The organism is Nocardioides sp., assembly GCF_964229035.1.
Taxonomy (GTDB): Bacteria; Actinomycetota; Actinomycetes; order Propionibacteriales; family Nocardioidaceae; genus Nocardioides.
In genome coordinates, this window is the sequence record NZ_CAXRAZ010000051.1 from 1 (window position 1) to 16,822 (window position 16,822).

At 73.7% G+C, this 16,822-nt stretch carries 16 protein-coding genes; 7 read left to right on the forward strand and 9 right to left on the reverse strand.

The window, feature by feature from the left end; all coding sequences use genetic code 11:
• Together ACERUN_RS15415 and ACERUN_RS15420 are read left to right on the forward strand one after the other, a co-directional pair.
• The coding region (locus ACERUN_RS15415) for a hypothetical protein (protein WP_370290915.1) at positions 1-517 on the forward strand (517 nt) is incomplete at its 5' end.
• Positions 518-643: 126 nt separating this feature from the next.
• Positions 644-1,117: a PPOX class F420-dependent oxidoreductase gene (locus tag ACERUN_RS15420; RefSeq protein WP_370290916.1), complete on the forward strand. Its 474-nt coding sequence runs from the start codon at positions 644-646 to the stop codon at positions 1,115-1,117.
• A gap of 133 nt (positions 1,118-1,250) precedes the next feature.
• Here ACERUN_RS15420 and ACERUN_RS15425 read toward each other — a convergent pair whose 3' ends face one another.
• Together ACERUN_RS15425 and ACERUN_RS15430 are read right to left on the reverse strand one after the other, a co-directional pair.
• Entirely contained in the window at positions 1,251-1,940 is a 690-nt protein-coding gene (locus ACERUN_RS15425; protein WP_300404145.1) for an aspartate/glutamate racemase family protein, read from the reverse strand.
• Positions 1,941-2,035: 95 nt separating this feature from the next.
• A complete protein-coding gene (locus ACERUN_RS15430) occupies positions 2,036-2,803 on the reverse strand; it encodes an SDR family NAD(P)-dependent oxidoreductase (RefSeq protein ID WP_370290917.1) in 768 nt (255 codons plus the stop codon).
• Positions 2,804-2,983: 180 nt separating this feature from the next.
• Here ACERUN_RS15430 and ACERUN_RS15435 point away from each other — a divergent pair, with 180 nt between their 5' ends.
• From ACERUN_RS15435 to ACERUN_RS15445, 3 genes are all read left to right on the forward strand, one after another.
• A complete protein-coding gene (locus ACERUN_RS15435; RefSeq protein WP_370290918.1) occupies positions 2,984-3,409 on the forward strand; it encodes a hypothetical protein in 426 nt (141 codons plus the stop codon).
• A 147-nt stretch (positions 3,410-3,556) separates the two neighbouring features.
• Positions 3,557-4,858: a D-inositol-3-phosphate glycosyltransferase gene (mshA, locus tag ACERUN_RS15440; RefSeq protein ID WP_370290919.1), complete on the forward strand. Its 1,302-nt coding sequence runs from the start codon at positions 3,557-3,559 to the stop codon at positions 4,856-4,858.
• Positions 4,855-5,469: a YbjN domain-containing protein gene (locus tag ACERUN_RS15445; RefSeq protein WP_370290920.1), complete on the forward strand. Its 615-nt coding sequence runs from the start codon at positions 4,855-4,857 to the stop codon at positions 5,467-5,469. The genes mshA and ACERUN_RS15445 overlap by 4 nt, the downstream gene beginning before the upstream one ends.
• A 28-nt stretch (positions 5,470-5,497) precedes the next feature.
• On the opposite strand, the gene ACERUN_RS15450 is transcribed toward ACERUN_RS15445, so the two are convergent.
• From ACERUN_RS15450 to ACERUN_RS15465, 4 genes are all read right to left on the reverse strand, one after another.
• Complete coding sequence (locus tag ACERUN_RS15450) at positions 5,498-9,004, reverse strand: AAA family ATPase (protein ID WP_370290921.1); 3,507 nt, start codon at positions 9,002-9,004, stop codon at positions 5,498-5,500.
• A 487-nt stretch (positions 9,005-9,491) separates the two neighbouring features.
• Entirely contained in the window at positions 9,492-10,469 is a 978-nt protein-coding gene (locus tag ACERUN_RS15455; protein WP_370290922.1) for a DMT family transporter, read from the reverse strand.
• 111 nt (positions 10,470-10,580) lie between these two features.
• Positions 10,581-11,258 carry a response regulator gene (locus ACERUN_RS15460; RefSeq protein WP_370290923.1) on the reverse strand — a complete coding sequence of 226 codons (678 nt, stop codon included), beginning with the start codon at positions 11,256-11,258 and terminating at the stop codon, positions 10,581-10,583.
• Entirely contained in the window at positions 11,255-12,466 is a 1,212-nt protein-coding gene (locus tag ACERUN_RS15465) for a sensor histidine kinase (RefSeq protein ID WP_370290924.1), read from the reverse strand. The genes ACERUN_RS15460 and ACERUN_RS15465 overlap by 4 nt, the downstream gene beginning before the upstream one ends.
• A 123-nt stretch (positions 12,467-12,589) precedes the next feature.
• On the opposite strand from ACERUN_RS15465, the gene phoU reads away from it, so the two are divergent.
• Positions 12,590-13,240: a phosphate signaling complex protein PhoU gene (phoU, locus tag ACERUN_RS15470; RefSeq protein ID WP_370290925.1), complete on the forward strand. Its 651-nt coding sequence runs from the start codon at positions 12,590-12,592 to the stop codon at positions 13,238-13,240.
• Positions 13,241-13,268: 28 nt separating this feature from the next.
• On the opposite strand, the gene ACERUN_RS15475 is transcribed toward phoU, so the two are convergent.
• The 3 genes from ACERUN_RS15475 to ACERUN_RS15485 form a co-directional block, all read right to left on the reverse strand.
• Positions 13,269-14,018, reverse strand: a complete 750-nt coding sequence (locus tag ACERUN_RS15475) for a phosphoglyceromutase (protein ID WP_370290926.1) — start codon at positions 14,016-14,018, stop codon at positions 13,269-13,271.
• Entirely contained in the window at positions 14,015-14,605 is a 591-nt protein-coding gene (locus tag ACERUN_RS15480) for a hypothetical protein (RefSeq protein WP_370290927.1), read from the reverse strand. Before ACERUN_RS15480 ends, ACERUN_RS15475 begins: the two co-directional genes overlap by 4 nt.
• 234 nt (positions 14,606-14,839) lie before the next feature.
• The gene (locus ACERUN_RS15485) at positions 14,840-15,928 is read right to left on the reverse strand and encodes a UbiA family prenyltransferase (protein WP_370290928.1); all 1,089 of its coding nucleotides are present in this window, start codon (positions 15,926-15,928) and stop codon (positions 14,840-14,842) included.
• A gap of 349 nt (positions 15,929-16,277) precedes the next feature.
• On the opposite strand from ACERUN_RS15485, the gene ACERUN_RS15490 reads away from it, so the two are divergent.
• A complete protein-coding gene (locus ACERUN_RS15490) occupies positions 16,278-16,763 on the forward strand; it encodes a CarD family transcriptional regulator (protein ID WP_370290929.1) in 486 nt (161 codons plus the stop codon).
• Positions 16,764-16,822 lie beyond the last annotated feature (59 nt).

Below are 16,822 nucleotides of genomic sequence, written 5' to 3' on the forward strand. Positions count from 1 at the left end.
GGTGCGGGTCGTCGCGCCCGCGGGCGCGACCGGGCTGACGTTCGCCGCGGTGGGCGGTGGGTCGTCGGAGCCGGGGGAGCCGGTGTCGGTGGGGCTGCGCGAGGACTGCGACTACGACTGGCTCCTCTCGGCCGGGGACAGCGGTGTACAGGTGCGCATCGACGGTGGTGCTCGTGACGGCGACGTGCTGGCCGACCGGATCGGGCTCGACACCAGGGCGCCTCGGGTGAAGTCGGTCTCCGCGAGGTGGGTCCGGCGCGAGCAGCGGTGGGAGCTCCGGGTGCGTGCGGTGGACCGGGCCGGTCCCGCGGGTGCGGCCGGCGCGGCCGGTCGCTCGGGGGTCAGCGGGCCGCACACCGTCCTGCACGCGGGGCGGCGCAACGGGTCGGCCGGGACCGTGCGCGTGGTGGACGGCCGGGCCGTCGGTAACACGCGCAACGACCGGTTGCTGGACTGGGTCCGTGTGCTCGACCGGGCCGGCAACGCGAGCGACTGGGTGCGCGTGAAGCGTCGCTGACCGGCGTACGGCTGCGTGGGCTGCGTGGGCTGCGTGGGCGGGATGGGTCGAGCCGGCGTGTCGATACGCCGGTTCGGCGTGCGACGGCCCTGAGGGGTGGGTCGTCGGCGACGTACTGTCGAGGACATGGCGAACCTCGCGACGGCCCGACGCGTCGACCTCAACGACCTGCTGCACTTCGTGCGGCCGCTGCACCACATGACGCTGGTGACCTTCCGGCGCGACGGGCGCCCCCAGATGTCGCCCGTCACCGGAGGCGTCGACACCGACGGCAAGATCGTGATCTCGACCTACCCCGACCGCGCGAAGGCGGTGAACCTGCGGCGCGACCCGCGCTGCTCGGTGCTGGTGCACGGGCAGGAGTGGGACGACGCCTACGTGCAGGTCGACGGCGAGGCGGCCGTGCTCGACATGCCGTCGCGGGCCGCCGAGGACGGGCTGGTGGAGTACTTCCGCTGCATCTCCGGGGAGCACCCGGACTGGGAGGAGTACCGCGCCGCCATGCGCCGCCAGGGCAAGGCGCTGCTCCGGATCACCCCCACCTCGTGGGGCCCGATCGCCACCGGCGGCTTCCCGCCGGACCGCGCGCCGCAGGGTTGAGCCCGGCTGGTCCCGGCGCGGACCTCAGTGGCCTCATGCGTCACAGAGGTCACACGGCGGGGTTACTCCGCATTCCTTTTCACCCTTACTGCGCAGTAAGGGTGAGATCGAATTCGTCGTATCCCGGCGCCCCTCAGCCCAGCGCGCGGTCGAGCGCGGCCTCGACGTGCAGGCTGGTGCAGGGGAAGACGGGGATGTCGGCGTCGGCCTGGCGGACCAGCAGCTCGAGCTCGGTGCAGCCGAGGATGACCCCGCCCGCGCCGGCGTCCCAGAGGTCGTCGATGAGGCTGACGACGGTACGCCGCGACTTGGTGACCACGCGGCCGTGCACGAGCTCGTCGTAGATGATCGTGTTGACCGTGTCGTGGTGATCCGCGGGCGGCACGTGGACGGTCAGGCCGTGCGAGGCGAGCCGGTCGGTGAAGAAGGACCGCTCCATCGCGAACGTCGTCCCGAGGAAGCCGACCTGGGAGAGACCCGCGGCCTTGCACGCCTCGGCGACCACGTCGGCCAGGTGCAGCACCGGGATGCCCACCGCGGCCTCGACCTGGTCGAAGACCCGGTGGAACGTGGTGGTGCACAGCAGCAGGAAGTCGGCGCCGGCGCGCTCCACGCCCTGCGCGGCCTCGACCAGGATGCGCGCGACGCCGTCCCAGTCCTCGGCCTCCTGCAGGCGCGTGACCTCGGCGAAGTCGACCGACGACATGATCGTCTTCGCCGACGACAGGTCGCCGACCCGCTTCTCGACACCGGTGTTGAGGAGTTCGTAGTAGGCGGCGCTGCTCTCCCAGCTCATCCCGCCGATGAGTCCGATCGTCTGCACGGCCCGCAGTCTTCCACGCGCCGTACGCCGGCGAGCCACCTGTCCGTGACCCGGCCGGGTCAGGGGCCGAGTGCGGTGCGGCCGGCGGTCACGTGTCAGTCGAACTCGCGGTGCACGAGGTGCTGGGCGGCCTGGGCGCGGGGGCGGATGACGAGCTCGTCGATGTTGACGTGCGGCGGTCGGGTGACGACCCAGGAGATCGCGTCGGCGACGTCCTCGGCGACCAGCGGCTCGCGGACCCCGGCGTACACCGCGTCCGCCTTGTCCTGGTCCCCGCCGAAGCGGACCAGGGAGAACTCGTCGGTCCTCACCATGCCGGGCGCGACCTCGCACACCCGCACGGGCTGGTCGAAGAGCTCCAGGCGCAGCGTCTCGGTGACGACCTGGGTGCCGTGCTTCGCGGCCGTGTAACCCGCCCCGCCCTCGTAGGCGATCCGGCCCGCGGTCGAGCCGACGTTGCAGATCACACCGGCGCCCGAGGCCTTCAGTGCCGGCAGCAGGGCGCGGGTGACGAGCATCAGCCCGATGACGTTGACCTCGTACATCGCGCGCCACTGCTCGGCGTCGGCCTCCGCCACCGGGGCCGAGCCGAACGCGCCGCCGGCGTTGTTGACCAGCACGTCGAGCTGGTCGCCGACGGTCGAGGCGAGCGCGGCGACGGAGTCCTCGGAGGTGACGTCGACGGTCACGGGGGTGCCGCCGATCTCCTCGGCCAGCTCGACGACCCGCTCGGTGCGCCGGGCCGCGCAGTAGACGTGGAACCCCTCCGCGGCCAGGGCGCGCGCGGTGGCGGCGCCGATGCCGCTGCTGGCGCCGGTCACGACGGCGGTACGACGGGTGTCGGACTCGGTGTGGGAGGTCATGGCGTCATCGAACCACCCGGTCCGCGAGGGGACCGACAGGCGGGTGGGACGGCTCTGGTCCCGCGGTGCCCGGTGGTGCACGATGGGGCAGCGCTCGAGCCGGGTCGGGTGCGGCCGTCGTGGGGCGGCGTCGTGGGGCCGGACAGGTCCCCCAGGGAGCGTCGGGAGGGTTCGTTGCGCGTGCAGGTCGGGACCGTCGTCAGCGGCATCGGGGTGCTCGGGGCCGGGGCGTGGGTCGCACGCTGGGCCACCGACCTCGACCCGCTGCTGTGGGTGGGTGCCGCGCTGCTCACCGTCGTCGCCGTCGCCGCGGGCGCGGGGATGGTCAAGCCCGTCCCGCTGCGCGCGGTCGTCGGGGTCTGCCTGGCGCTGCTGTGCTGGTCGCTCGGCGCCGGCGCCGGTCTCGACGGCGACCCGGTCCGCGCCGGGGTTGTCGGGCTGGTGCTCATGGTGGTCGTGCCGGTGGGCTGGGAGCGGGTACGCCCGGTCGGGCCGAGGCGGGCGACCGGGTCCTCCGCGGAGCCCGCGCGGGCCGGGCGGACCGCCGCCAGGCGCGCGGCCCAGAAGCGGTCGGCGGAGAAGCGTCCCGGCAGCCACGCGCGCTGAGCCCGACGGGCGGGCGTTGCCCGCCGGCGTACCGGCCCACCACCCGTGGGGTGGGAATGCCCCGGGGTGGTCGGGTGTTCACTGGTGCTGAGCCCGACCCGACCGTCGTCCACCGTCGCTGACCCGTTCATCACCCGTCGATCACCCGTGAGGGAGCCTGTGAGTCCTGATGTCGCCCGGCCCGTGCGCCGTCTCGCGATGATCAGCCTGCACACCTCCCCGCTCGACCAGCCGGGCACCGGTGATGCGGGCGGCATGAACGTCTACGTCATCGAGCTGGCCCGCCGTCTGGCGCGGCAGGGCATCGAGGTCGACGTGTTCACCCGCGCCACCTCCTCCGCGCTGCCGCCGGTCGTCGAGGCCGCCGACGGGGTGCTGGTGCGCCACGTCCACGCCGGTCCCTACGAGGGTCTGGCCAAGGACGCGCTGCCCGGCCAGCTGTGCGTGTTCGCGCGCGAGGTGCTGCGCACCGAGGCGGTGCAGCCGCGGGGCCACTACGACGCCGTGCACTCCCACTACTGGCTCTCGGGGCAGGTCGGCGCCCTCGCGCGCGACCGCTGGGGCGTGCCGCTGGTGCACACCATGCACACGATGGCGCGGGTCAAGAACGAGTCGCTCGCCGAGGGCGACACCCCCGAGCCCGAGGCGCGCGTGATAGGGGAGCAGCAGGTGGTGGAGGCCGCCGACGTGCTCGTGGCCAACACCGACCTCGAGGCCAAGCAGCTCATCAACCTCTACGACGCCGATCCCGGCCGCGTCGAGGTGGTGCATCCGGGTGTCGACACCGAGGTCTTCTCGCCGCTCACCGCCGACGAGCGGGCGTTGGCCCGCCTGCGCCGCGACCTCCCGCCCGACGCACTGGTGCTGCTCTTCGCCGGGCGCATCCAGCCGCTCAAGGCGCCCGACGTGCTGCTGCGCGCGGTGGCCGAGCTGCTGCAGCGCCGACCCGAGCTGCGCCCGCGCCTCGTGGTGCCGATCGTCGGCGGCCCCTCCGGCAGTGGCCTCGAGCGCCCCACCGCGCTGGCCGCACTCGCCGCCGAGCTGGGCATCGACGACGTCGTCCGCTTCGTGCCTCCCGTGCCGCAGCACGAGCTGGCCGGTTGGTACGCCGCTGCCACACTGGTGGCCGTGCCCTCCTACAACGAGTCGTTCGGCCTGGTCGCCGCCGAGGCGCAGGCCACTGGCACGCCGGTCGTGGCGGCCGCGGTGGGCGGGCTCACCACCGTGGTGCGGCACAACCACAGCGGCCTGCTGGTCGACACCCACGACCCCCGCGACTGGGCGCTCGCCCTCGAGCGGGTGGTCGCCGACCCGCTCGTGCGCGAGCGACTCGCGGGGGGAGCCCTCGCCCAGTCGCAGCACTTCTCGTGGGACGCCACCGCCGCCCAGACCCTGGCCGTCTACGAGCGTGCGCACGCCCTGATGCGCACCGAAGGAGCACACCGATGAGCGACGCCCCGAACCCCTTCGAGCCGCACCTGCCCAGCGGCGACTCGGAGCCCTTCCAGGCGGTCATCGGCGACGTCTCCGAGGGACTGGTCGCCACGTCGGCCGGTGACCCCGCCCTGCTCCAGGTCGTGCGCGACTACCTCGCCGCCAACGACCTCGAGTTCAAGGAGGAGGCCGGCGGCGTGTTCAGCTTCGCGCTGCCCGGGGAGAAGAAGCTGCAGACCCCCGTGCGCCTCGACGTCGGCGCCCACGCGCTCGGCGTCCACGCCTTCGTGTGCCGGCGCCCCGACGAGCAGTTCGAGCGGGTCTACCGCTGGCTGCTCGAGCGCAACCTGCGCATGTACGGCGTGGGGTTCGCCCTCGACCACCACGGCGACATCTACCTCGACGCCCGCCTGCCGCTGACGTCGGTCACCCCGGACGACCTCGACCGGCTCCTCGGCTCGGTGCTCACCTACGCCGACTCCTCCTTCAACACCATCTTGGAGCTCGGCTTCGAGACCTCCATCCGCAAGGAGTGGGAGTGGCGCGTCGAGCGCGGTGAGTCCACCGACAACCTCGCCGCCTTCAAGGGCTGGCTCGAGTCGGGCACCTCGGCCGACCAGCCCTGAGCCCGACCAGCCCTGAGCCCGATCCGCCTCAGGCCGTGCGCAGGTCCAGGGCCGCGAGCTCGGCGTCGCAACGCTCGAGCCACAGCGGCGCACCGAGCCGACGACAGAAATCGGCGGCCGCGGTGAAGTGCTGCCGCGCTGCCGCCGCGTCGCCCAGGCAGTCGGCCAGGACGCCGAGCGAGTGGTCGATCGGGCCGGAGAAGCAGCCGACGTAGCCGCCGGTGCCGCTCGCGGGCAGCAGCACGTCGTACAGGCGCCGGGCGCGCTCGACCTGGCCGAAGCGGCGCAGCGGCGTGGCCATGAGCGCGGCCAGGCCGTGCGGGATGGCGATCCGCGCGCCAGCACGCTCGAAACCGGTGAAGAAGACGTCGAGCTCGCGGGGGACCTCGGCGTCGAGCCCGATGGCGGCGTCGGCGAACGCCATCGACCCCCACCACTCGGGAACGTCCTGCGTGGCGCAGAAGGCGGCGAGCTCGGCGCGCACCTCGGCGAGGCGTCCCTGCTCGAAGCGCAGCAGCATGAGCTGGATGAGCCGGATCGCCTCCACGATCGTCGCCGCCGCCGCATTGCGACGCCCGACCTCGGCGGCCTCCTCGATCGCCGCGTCGGCCTCCTCGAGCTCGCCGCGCAGCAGGTGCAGGGCGGCGCGCGAGTACAGCAGGGAGTGCCGGCTGCCGGTGTCGCGCACCATGCGCAGCGCGGTCTCATCGGGGCTCAGGAGCGTCTCGAGGTCGTCGCCCCGCCCGCGCTGCACCTGCGACTCGAACTGCCAGATCGCGGTGCGCACCGTGGTCGGCGGATCGTTGTAGTCGGCGGTCAGCTGCAGCAGTCGCTGCTCGAAGAACTCCTGGTGGTCGACCATGCCGGAGCCGGCGAGCGCGCGTCGTCCGGTGGTGTAGACCGAGATGAGGGTGTCGGGGTCGCCGAGCTCCTCGGCCAGGGCGATCGCGGTCGTGGTGGCCTCCGCCGCCTTCTCCGCGCTGTGCCGCCAGCCGTAGGCGGTGCCGAGGTGCCCGAGGAGCCGGGCGCGGAGCCCGGGCTCGCCCTCGCCGAGCCCGGCGAGCACCTCCTCGTAGAGCGCCAGCAGCGCGTCGGACAGGTGCGCCTCGTCGGTGCCGGTGCCCGTGGCCGTGAACGCCAGGGCCGCCTCGGCCATCGTGAGGACGTCGCCTGCGCGGCGGGCCTCGTCCACCACGTCATGCAGCGTGGCGTGGGCGCGCTCGTCGCCCAGTGCCCGCCAGGCCTCGCCCAGCAGGATCTGCAGCTGCCAGCGCACCTGCTCGTCCGGGTCGTCGGCGCGCTCGAGCAGGTGGAAGGCCGCCAGGCCGGTGCTCACCGCGCTCAGGTACTCCCCGCGATCGATCGCCGAGCGCATCGAGGGCACGGCGGCCCGCACCTGCCGGGTCCACTCGCGTCGGCTCGGACGGCGAGTCGGCGCGGGCACCAGGGGTGCGGGTGGGGCGTCGTCACCCGAGCCGAGCGCGGCGGCGTCGTTGAGGCGCTCGCGCAGAGCTTCGAGCTCGGCGGCGCTCATGGTCTCGCGCACGGCTGCGGCCACCACGCTGTTGAGCGTCGTCCCGACGGCGGCCCCGGTCGGCGAGATCGCGCCCGGGCTGAGGATGCCGAGACCGACGGCGCCCGTCATGATCGCTGCGACGCTCGCTGCGCTGAGGCCGGTGGCGTCCGCGACCGTGGACGGGGTGAGCGGTCCGTCGGCCGCTGCGGCCGCCCGCAGCACGGCAGCGGTGTCCTCGGGCAGAGCCGTGACCAGCTCCTGGGTGAGGGGACCCCACACGGTCGGGCGGGCGAGCTGGACGAGCCCCGTGGCCCGGCTGCGCAGCAGGGTGGTGGTCACGAGCGGGTGGCCGGCGCCGATGCGCCACACGGCGTCGGTCAGTGCCGCCACGCTCGCGCGCTCCTCCTCGCGCTGTCCTGCCCTCTCGTCGCCGGTCGGCGAGGTCGCCGAGGTCGCTGAGGCGGCGACCTCGTGGACGAGGCGATCGACGGCGTCGCGGTCGAGAGGACCGAGGTCCATCCGCAGCAGCCGCCCCTCGGTCGGGCGGTCGAGCCCCTCGCCGGGGGGAGGGTGGGTGGGGTTGGGCAGGGCGTCGTCCTCGGTGCCGGGGCGCTGGAGGGCCAGGACGGCGAGGCCGGGGACGTCGGGGCCGCGCAGCAGCGCCTCGACGAGTCGCACGGTCGTGGTCGAGGACCACTGGAGGTCGTCGAGCACCAGCAGCGTGGGGCCCGCGTCGGCGAGGCGGGCGAGCAGGTCGCACAGCGCCGTCTCGGCGTGCAGTCGCTCGAGGCGGTTGCTCCCGGTCGGTTCGACGGCGGGCCACAGGCTGCGACAGGAGGGCAGGTAGCGGCTGAGCACCGAGGTGTGGTTGCCGGCGAGGTCGGCGAGCTCCTGCGGGCCGAGCAGGCCGAGGTGGCTGTCGAGCGCCTCGGCCACGGTCGCGTACGGCGCGGCCACCCGGCTGTCGGCACGCCCGTGCAGCACCATCGTCCCGGCGGCGTGCGCCCGGGCCGCCACCGCGGCGGCGAGCCGGGTCTTGCCGATGCCTGCCGTGCCGGTGAGCACCAGCACGGACGTCGTCGCCCGCGGGCCGAGCAGGTGCTCGACGGCGCGGTCGAGCTCGGCCGCCCGGCCCACGAGCGGCTGCGTGCTGTCGATGAGCCGCAGTCGGCCGGTGGCGAAGGGCAGCAGCCGGCGTCGGTCGCGCACCGCGCCGGCCTCCTCGTGGCGCAGGATGTCGAGGAAGACGTCCTGGGTGGCCTGCGACGGCGTGCTGCCGAACTCCTCGCGCAGCAGCTCGCGCAGCTCGGTGTAGGTGTCGAGAGCGGCTGCGCGGTCGCCCACCGCGTGCTGGGCGCGCATGAGGGCCTGGTGGCCGGCCTCCTCGCGGGGGCGCAGCGACAGCGCGAGCCGCGCGAGCTCCACCGCCTGCTCGGCGTCGCCGAGGCGCAGTGCCGTCTCGGAGCCGAGCAGCGCCAGCCGGACCCGGTCGTCGGAGACCGTTCGGCGCACGGTCTCGGCCCAGGGGCCGACGATGTCGACGGCGAGCGCGCCGGCGCTGCTGCGCAGCAGCCTCTGCGCGCCGTCGAGTGCCGCCGCCAGGTTGCCGGCGCGGCGGTGCGCCTCGACCTCGGCACGCCCGGTCGCCAGGAGCGCGGCGTCGGTGACCACGGTGCCGTCGACGTCGAGCAGCAGGCCCGCCGTGAGGGTCTCGAGCCGGACCCCCGGCAGGTCGCCGATCGCCTTGCGCGAGGCTGCGACGAGGTTGCGCAGGGAGGACTGCCAGGTGGCCGGGCGATCCGCGCCCCAGACTGCGGCCGCGAGGGTCTCGCGATCCACCACCTCCCCGGCCGACCACGCCAGGCGAGCCAGGAGCGTCACCCCGCGCGGTCCGGCGAGCCGGTCGGCGCCGACGGTGACGCCGTCCACGGTCAGGCTCCACGGCCCGAGGACGACGACCCGCCCCGCCGCGTCGTCCGGCCAGGGCCAGGGCGCGATCGCGGTGACCGCGTGCGTCATCGCATCGCCCCCCACTGCGCCGTCCACCTGCTGCCGAAGTGCTGCCGAAAGTGCTGCCGAAGTATTGGCCGGAACCTCCCGCATGGTCCTCGCCGGTCAGCCGCGAGGACGGCGGCACGCTAACACCGCGGCGGCCTTCGCCAGGCCGCTTTGGCACCTGCGGATCAACCTCCACGGCGCCACGCGATGTGGCGAGGAGTCGCCAGATTGCGCTCAGATGACGCATCGGCGGGGGTGCGGCGTTGCGTTCGCGCGGCACCGGGCCCAAGGTGGTCTGCGCGGGCCCGCCCACCCGGCGGACCGTTCCGACCTCGTCCTCCCGACCGCACCAGCGGTGGGCGTGCGTCGTCCGGCACCGCGGTGGGGGCGGTGCGGGGCGGATGCGCGGCCACGGCGCGGGGCTGCCGGTCGCGGAGGGCGTGGTGCGGCCACACCGTGACTCCCGGTGGGGTGCGGGGCACCGACCCCCTCCCCGTACCCCGCCGGGTCACCGGCCTCGCGTGCGGCGTCCGCGGGCCACGGCGACGCCGAGCAGGGCGAGCGCCCCGCCGAGGTAGGCGGCGGGCGGCGGCGCCTCGTCGAGTAGCAGGACGCCGAGCACGATGGTGATGGGCGGCACCAGGTAGGTCGTGACGCCGAGGGCCGAGGCGCTCATGTGCCGCAGCGCGTAGGCGTAGGTGGTGAAGGCGATCGCGGTGGGGAAGACGCCGAGGTAGGCCAGCCACAGCAGCGAGGACGTCGGCGCCTCGCCCACCTGCCGCACCAGCTGGCCCGCCCACGGCAGGCAGGTGACCGCGCCGATCGTGCAGGCCAGCCACGTGACGTGCACGGCGGGCAGTGCGGCGACCAGCGGCTTCTGGATGATCACGCTGACCGCGTAGGCGAGTGCCGGCACCAGGCACAGGACGACGCCCAGCAGGTCGCCCTCGGCGCCCTCGCCGTGCCCCGCGGCACCGATCACGACGACGCCCGCGAAGGCCAGCGCCAGCCCGGCCGCCAGCCGTGCGCCGAAGCGCTCACCGAGGAAGAGCGCCGCGAGCACCGCGATGAGGATGGGGGAGACCTGGATGAGCATCGAGGCGGTGCCGGCGTCCACGCGGCGCTCGCCGGCGGTGAGGGAGAGGTTGTAGAGCCCGAACCACAGCACGCCGATGAGGACGAGCGAGCGCCACTGGCGCGGGTCGGGGCGCGGCACGCCCTGCAGCAGCGCCACCGGGGCCAGGGCGAGGGCGCCCACCACCAGCCGCCCGAGCGACAGCGCGCCCGGTGAGAAGTCGTCGGCCAGGTGGCGGATACCGACGAAGGCCGAGGCCCACAGCACGAGCGTGGTGCCGACCGCGAGCAGCGGCAGCGGCGGCGTCGCGCCCGCTCCGGCCCCTCCGCCCGCGCCGGGGTCTCGCCCCGTGGCCGTGGCGGCCCTCGCGGGGGTGGCGGACGGCAGGTCGGGGCCCGAGGACGACGTCACCCGCGCCACGCTAGCGGCCGGCGACGACACCGCGGCCGTCGGCCGGAGCGGATCGGGCCGGACCCGACCGGGCTGGGCCCGACCGGGCCGGAACGGGCCGGGTCGGGCGGCTCAGACCTCGAGCTTGTAGCCGAGGCCGCGCACGGTGACGAGGTACTTCGGCTCGCTCGGCTCGGGCTCGAGCTTCGCGCGCAGGCGCTTCACGTGCACGTCGAGGGTCTTGGTGTCGCCGACGTAGTCGGAGCCCCAGACGCGATCGATGAGCTGGCCCCGCGTGAGCACCCGCCCGGGGTTGCGCAGGAACATCTCGAGCAGCTCGAACTCCTTGAGCGGCAGGCGCTGCTCCACGCCGTCCACGGTGACCACGTGGCGCTCGACGTCCATGCGCACCGGGCCGGCCTCGAGGGTGTCGGGCATCAGCTCGGCCTCCTGGCCGCGACGCAGGACGGCGCGGATGCGCGCGACCAGCTCGCGGGGGGAGTACGGCTTGGTGACGTAGTCGTCGGCACCGAGCTCGAGGCCCACGACCTTGTCGACCTCGTCGTCCTTGGCGCTGACCATGATCACCGGAACGTTGGAGGTCTGGCGGATCGTGCGGCAGACCTCGGTGCCGGGGATGCCGGGGAGCATGAGGTCGAGCAGCACGATGTCGGCGCCGCCGCGGTCGAACTCCTTGAGCGCCTCGTTGCCGTCGGCGGCGACGGCTACCTCGAAGCCCTCCTTGCGGAGCAGGTAGGCGAGGGCGTCGGAGTAGCTCTCCTCGTCCTCGACGACAAGTACGCGGGTCACCGGCGGTCCTCCTTGGTGGGTGACGTGGCCACGGGCACACCGCCCGTGTGGGTGGTCAGGACCTCGTGCGGGCGCGAGGGTGCGCTGACGTCGTCCTGATGCTGGGGGAGGGTGAGGGTGAAGGTCGAGCCGTGCCCCTCGACCGACCACACCCGCACGTCGCCGCCGTGCGTGGCGGCCACGTGCTTGACGATCGACAGGCCGAGGCCCGTGCCGCCGGTGGAGCGGTGGCGGGCCGGGTCGACGCGGTAGAAGCGCTCGAAGATGCGCTCCACCTCGTTCTCGGGGATGCCGATGCCCTGGTCGATGACGGCGATCTCGACGTTCGTGCCGGCCGCGCGGCGCGTGACGGTGACGCGCGAGCCCTCGCCCGAGTAGGCCACGGCGTTGGCGACGAGGTTGGCGACGGCGGCGCTGATCTGCTTCTCGCTGCCGAGCACGCGCAGCCCGCGCTCACCCTCGGCGAGCACGGTGATGTTCTTGGCGTCGGCGGTGGTGTGGCTGCCGTCGACCGCGCCGGAGACGACGTCGTCGATCGAGACCGCCACGGGCGACTCGAGCGGCTCGTCGCCCTGCAGGCGGGAGAGCTCGATGATCTGCTGGATCAGGCGCGAGAGCCGGTCGCTCTCGGTGAGCATGCGCGAGCTGAAGCGGTGCACCGCCTCGGGGTCGTCGGCGGCGTCCTGCACGGCCTCGGCGAGCAGTCGGATGGCGCCGATCGGCGTCTTCAGTTCGTGGCTGACGTTGGCCACGAAGTCGCGGCGCACCGCTTCGACGCGTCGCTCGCGCGTGCGGTCCTCGATGAGGGCCAGCACCAGGCGCGAGCCCAGGGGCGCGACGCGGGCGGTGACGTGGCGGGGGACGCCGGCCGTGCGCGGCACGATCAGCTCGGTCTCGCGGATCTGGCCGTCGCGACGCACCTGGCGGATGAGCTCGCTCAGCGGCTCCGACTCCAGGCTCGCTCCCCGCACGAACCCCATCGCGTGCGCCGGTGCGGAGGCCTTGACGACCGAGTCGGACTCGTCGACCAGCACCGCGCTGCTGCGCAGCACCGACAGGACGGCGGCGACGCCGTCGGGCAGCGTCGGCTCGGGCGAGGGCTGGTAGGTGCGCTGCACCCGGTCGCTCAGGTGCCAGGCGAGCATCGCGCCGCCGGCCACGACGGCCCCGAGCAGCGCGGCCGCGAGGGCCTGGAGCGACGGATCCACGACCCTGATCGTACGGCGAGGCGTCCGCGCGGCTACGAATCACCGAACCTGGGCTTCGCGATGTTCACCCCACGTTCACCCCCGCACTTGGGTGCGCTACCGCTTCGCCCTAGGTTGAGCCCTATGCGCGAGGCCTACACCGACCAGCTCGACTCGATCTTCTCCGACCTGGTCGACATCTCGCGGCGTGTGGGCGTGGCCGTGCAGCGAGCCACCGACGCCCTCATGACCGGCGATGTCGAGCTCGCGGAGGGCGTCATCACCGACGACTCCGAGATCGACCTCGCCCGCGAGCGCGTGGAGGAGGCCGCCTTCGACCTGCTCTCGCTGCAGCAGCCGGTGGCCGGCGACCTGCGCACCGTGGTGGCGGCGCTGCGCATGGTGGCCGAGCTCGAGCGCATGGGCGACCTGTCCGTGCACGTGGCCAAGGTGGCCCGCCTGCGCGTGCCGGACGTGGCTGTGCCCGACGAGATCCGCCCGACGATGGCGCGCATGGCAGCCGTCGCCGCCGACATGGTGGCTCGCGTCACCGACGTCATCGCCCGCCGCGACGTCGAGGCCGCGATCGCTCTGGGCCGCGACGACGAGGAGATGGACCAGCTGCGTCGCACCAGCTTCGCCGAGCTGCTCTCCGACGACTGGAACCACGGCGTCGAGGCGGCCGTGGACGTCGCCCTGCTGGGCCGCTACTACGAGCGGATCGCCGACCACGCGGTGTCGATCGCCAACCGGGTGATCTTCGTGGTCACCGGCCACAAGCCGTCGGCCAGCTGAGGCGCCGGCCGCGCGTCGTCCGCGGAGGTCAGCGACCCTGGTTCGCGACCGCCTCGGCCGCAGCCGCCGCAGCCTCGGGGTCGAGGTAGCGCCCACCCGGCACGGTGGGAGCGAGGGTGTCGGCGTCGAGCTCGTAGAGCAGCGGCATGCCGGTGGGGATGTTGAGGCCGACGATGGCCTCGTCGTCCAGGCCGTCGAGGTGCTTGACGATCGCGCGCAGGCTGTTGCCGTGGGCGGCGACGAGCACCGTGTGGCCGGCGCGCAGGTCGGGCACGATGCTGGCCTCCCAGTAGGGCAGGAGCCGGGCGATGACCTGCTTGAGCGCCTCGGCCCGTGGCAGCTCGTCACCGAGGTCGGCGTAGCGCGGGTCGTGGGCCTGGGAGAACTCGTCGTCGTCGGCCAGCGGCGGCGGGGGCACGTCGAAGGAGCGGCGCCAGAGCATGAACTGCTCCTCGCCGAACTCGTCCTTGACGGCCTTCTTGTCCTTGCCCTGCAGGGCGCCGTAGTGGCGCTCGTTGAGCCGCCACGAGCGTCGCACCGGGATCCAGTGGCGGTCGGCGGCGTCGAGGGCGAGCGCGGCGGTGTTGATCGCGCGCCGCTGCAGCGAGGTGTGGACGACGTCCGGCAGGATGCCGCTCTCCTTGAGCAGCTCGCCGCCGCGGACGGCCTCGCCGCGGCCCTTCTCGGTGAGGGCCACGTCGACCCAGCCGGTGAAGAGGTTCTTGGCGTTCCACTCGCTCTCGCCGTGGCGCAGCAGGACCAGCGTCGCGGTGCTCACTCCTCGCCGCCCTCGGGCTTCGGGGTCGGGATCTGGTCGGAGCAGGTGAAGGTGGCGTCCGGGCCCTCGGCCTCGCCCTCGGCCTCGTCGCCCGCAGCCGACTCGGCGGGCTTCGTGGCGCCCGGGACCTGGGTGTACTGGTAGCAGGCCTTGACGACCGGGACCTCGAGGTCGAGCGTCTCGCCGTTGCTGAAGCCGAGCTGCAGCTTGACGAAGTCGCCGGCGGTGAAGTCGCCGGTGAGCGGGATCTGCGCCTGGGTCGAGAGGTTGACCCCGGCGCGGGGGCCGACGAGGACGGGCGCGAACCGGCCGGCGGTGACGCGGCCGTCGGGCGAGGTCACGGTATCGAGGGAGGCCGACTCGTTGACGTTGTTGGCGAGCGCGCCGATGAGGCGCCCCTCGCCCTGCTTGCTGGCGAGCACCCGCACGCCGAGCGCGTCGACGAGACCGTCGCGGTTGTTGACGCCACCCGCGATCGTGTTGACGCGGTCGGTCGGGTAATCGAAACCGCAGGACGAGAGCGCCCCGGCGGCCGGCACGAGCACCAGCAGGAGTCCGGCGAGGGCGGTCGGTCGCAGGTGTCGCATGGTTCGGCAGGCCTCCGCAGCAGTGGTTCGATGGGCCGTGGGCACGGCCGGTTCCGGATGCCCGCGCGACAGCGGCTCGGGCACCCTCATGCTACCGGCCCCGCGCGGTGCGTCCCGCCTCGGCTCAGGACCCGGAGGCGAGGCGACCGTCACAGAGTGCCGGACCGCGCCCCCCCCCGGCGGTGCGGGCGCGGTCCGGGCGGCCGGGCTCGGGGCGTCCGCGGCGGTCGCGGGTCAGGCGCGTAGGCCGACCTGGCTGGCCACGACGACCATCGCGATCACGACCGCGATGCTCAGCACGGTCGACAGCGCGAGCAACCGGGTGGCGCCGATGCGGAGTCCGAGCTTGAGCGGCAGGTAGGTCCAGCCGTCCTCGTGGTCGGCCACCAGACCCCACACCGAGCGGGTGAAGTGCACGCCCACGCCGAGCACGGCAGCGAGGACGACGATCGCCGTCTCGGGGCGGTCGCCGACCGCCTGGCCGCCCCAGCCGCCGTAGGAGAGGTAGGCCGGGACGAGGGCGAAGGACACCGCCCACGACCACCACGACAGCAGCCCCTTGCGCAGCAGGACGTTGCCGAGCATGCCGACGGCCACCGCGCCGAGGTAGAAGCAGCCGGCGCGGATGCCGGTGGTGACGGCGAGCGGGACGAGCAGCAGGACCGCGACGACCACCGCGTACCAGGCGGTCTCGGTGGTGAGGCGCCCCATGGCGATCGGCTTCGCGGTGAGGCCGTGCCGGCGGTCGCGGTCGCGGTCGACGATGTCGTTGTGCCAGCCGAGGACGGTCTGGCCGATGAGCACGGTCGCGAACACCACGCCGGTCTCCCGGGGGGCGCGACCGGTGAGCGCCGCCGCGAGCGCCACGGCGAGCGCGGTCGTGACCGCCTGCTTGGCGTGCGCGGCCTGGAGCAGCTGGACCCAGGTGACCTCCGCGGGCAGGCGACCACCGAGCAGGGCGCGCGCGATGGGGTTGCTCTCGGGCACGTGCGGCAGGGCGGCCGGCTCGTCGTCGCTCGGCTCGTCGCCGGCCGGGTCGGGGTCCGTCGACTCGTGGTCGGTCGGGTGGTCGTCCTCGGGGAACACCTCACCCTCGCCGTCGTGCGCGGCGGGGACCTCGGGTTGGGGCACCGTGTGGTCGGCGACGTCGTCGAACCCGCTCGCGCCGTCGTCCTGGGCGGGCGCCGCAGCGTCCGCGGGGTCGGCACCGAGTTCGCCCACGTCGTCCCCGGGGAGGTCGTGCTGCTCGGACGTCGTCTGCTCGACGGTGCCGGTGTCCTCCCCGGCGGAGCCGCGGCGTCGCCAACGCTGCATCTTCGCCATGGCGAGCAGTATCGACCACGGCGGGCCCGTGTGGACGCCGCCCCGCCCGGGCGGACGCCGGGTGCGGGCCTTGGTCCCGACCCCGGGGCCAGGACGACGTGGCCCGATCGGTGCAGGTCAGGGGAAGGTTCGCGGCCGCACGGAGGTTATGCAGGAGTGGTTGCGGGTACACACGCAACGCCCCTCACCGGGGAGGTCGGGTGATCTGCCTCACGGTGAACTCTGCGCGCGAAACACACCTCACAGGGGTTGTCAAGGCGCGCATTGCGGCCCTGACCTGCACAAACGCTTTCAGGGGCGGGGCTCGGACGTGGTAGAGTAGGCAACCCTAGGAAGGGGTTTTGCTCATATGACTTTCACCGTCGGCGAAACGGTCGTCTACCCCAATCACGGGGCCGCAGTGATCGAGAACATCGAGATGCGGACGATCAAGGGCCAGGAACGGCAGTACCTCGTGCTTCGGATCGTCGCCCAGCAGGACCTCGTGGTCCGGGTGCCGGCCGACAACCTCGACCTCGTCGGGGTCCGCGACGTCGTGGACAAGGACGGCCTCGACCGGGTCTTCAGCGTCCTGCGCGCCGAGCACGTCGAGGAGCCGACCAACTGGTCGCGCCGTTACAAGGCCAATCTCGAGAAGCTCCACAGTGGCGACGTCATGAAGGTGGCCGAGGTCGTGCGCGACCTGTGGCGCCGCGAGCGTGACCGCGGCCTGTCGGCCGGCGAGAAGCGCATGCTGGCCAAGGCTCGCCAGATCCTCGTCTCCGAGCTCGCCCTTTGCGAGAACACCAACGAGGACAAGGCCGAGACCATCCTCGACGAGGTCCTCGCCTCTTGACCCGTTCGCCCCTCGGGCGGGCCGTAGGCGCGGTCCCACTGCAGTCCATGACGACGACG

Coding starts and splice junctions, on each gene's coding strand:
- ACERUN_RS15485 (WP_370290928.1), bottom strand. CDS start 15,928: ATGGCGAAGATGCAGCGTTGGCGACGCCGCGGCTCCGCCGGGGAGGAC.
- ACERUN_RS15450 (WP_370290921.1), bottom strand. CDS start 9,004: ATGACGCACGCGGTCACCGCGATCGCGCCCTGGCCCTGGCCGGACGAC.
- ACERUN_RS15430 (WP_370290917.1), bottom strand. CDS start 2,803: ATGACCTCCCACACCGAGTCCGACACCCGTCGTACCGCCGTCGTGACC.
- ACERUN_RS15420 (WP_370290916.1), top strand. CDS start 644: ATGGCGAACCTCGCGACGGCCCGACGCGTCGACCTCAACGACCTGCTG.
- ACERUN_RS15445 (WP_370290920.1), top strand. CDS start 4,855: ATGAGCGACGCCCCGAACCCCTTCGAGCCGCACCTGCCCAGCGGCGAC.
- ACERUN_RS15490 (WP_370290929.1), top strand. CDS start 16,278: ATGACTTTCACCGTCGGCGAAACGGTCGTCTACCCCAATCACGGGGCC.
- phoU (WP_370290925.1), top strand. CDS start 12,590: ATGCGCGAGGCCTACACCGACCAGCTCGACTCGATCTTCTCCGACCTG.
- ACERUN_RS15480 (WP_370290927.1), bottom strand. CDS start 14,605: ATGCGACACCTGCGACCGACCGCCCTCGCCGGACTCCTGCTGGTGCTC.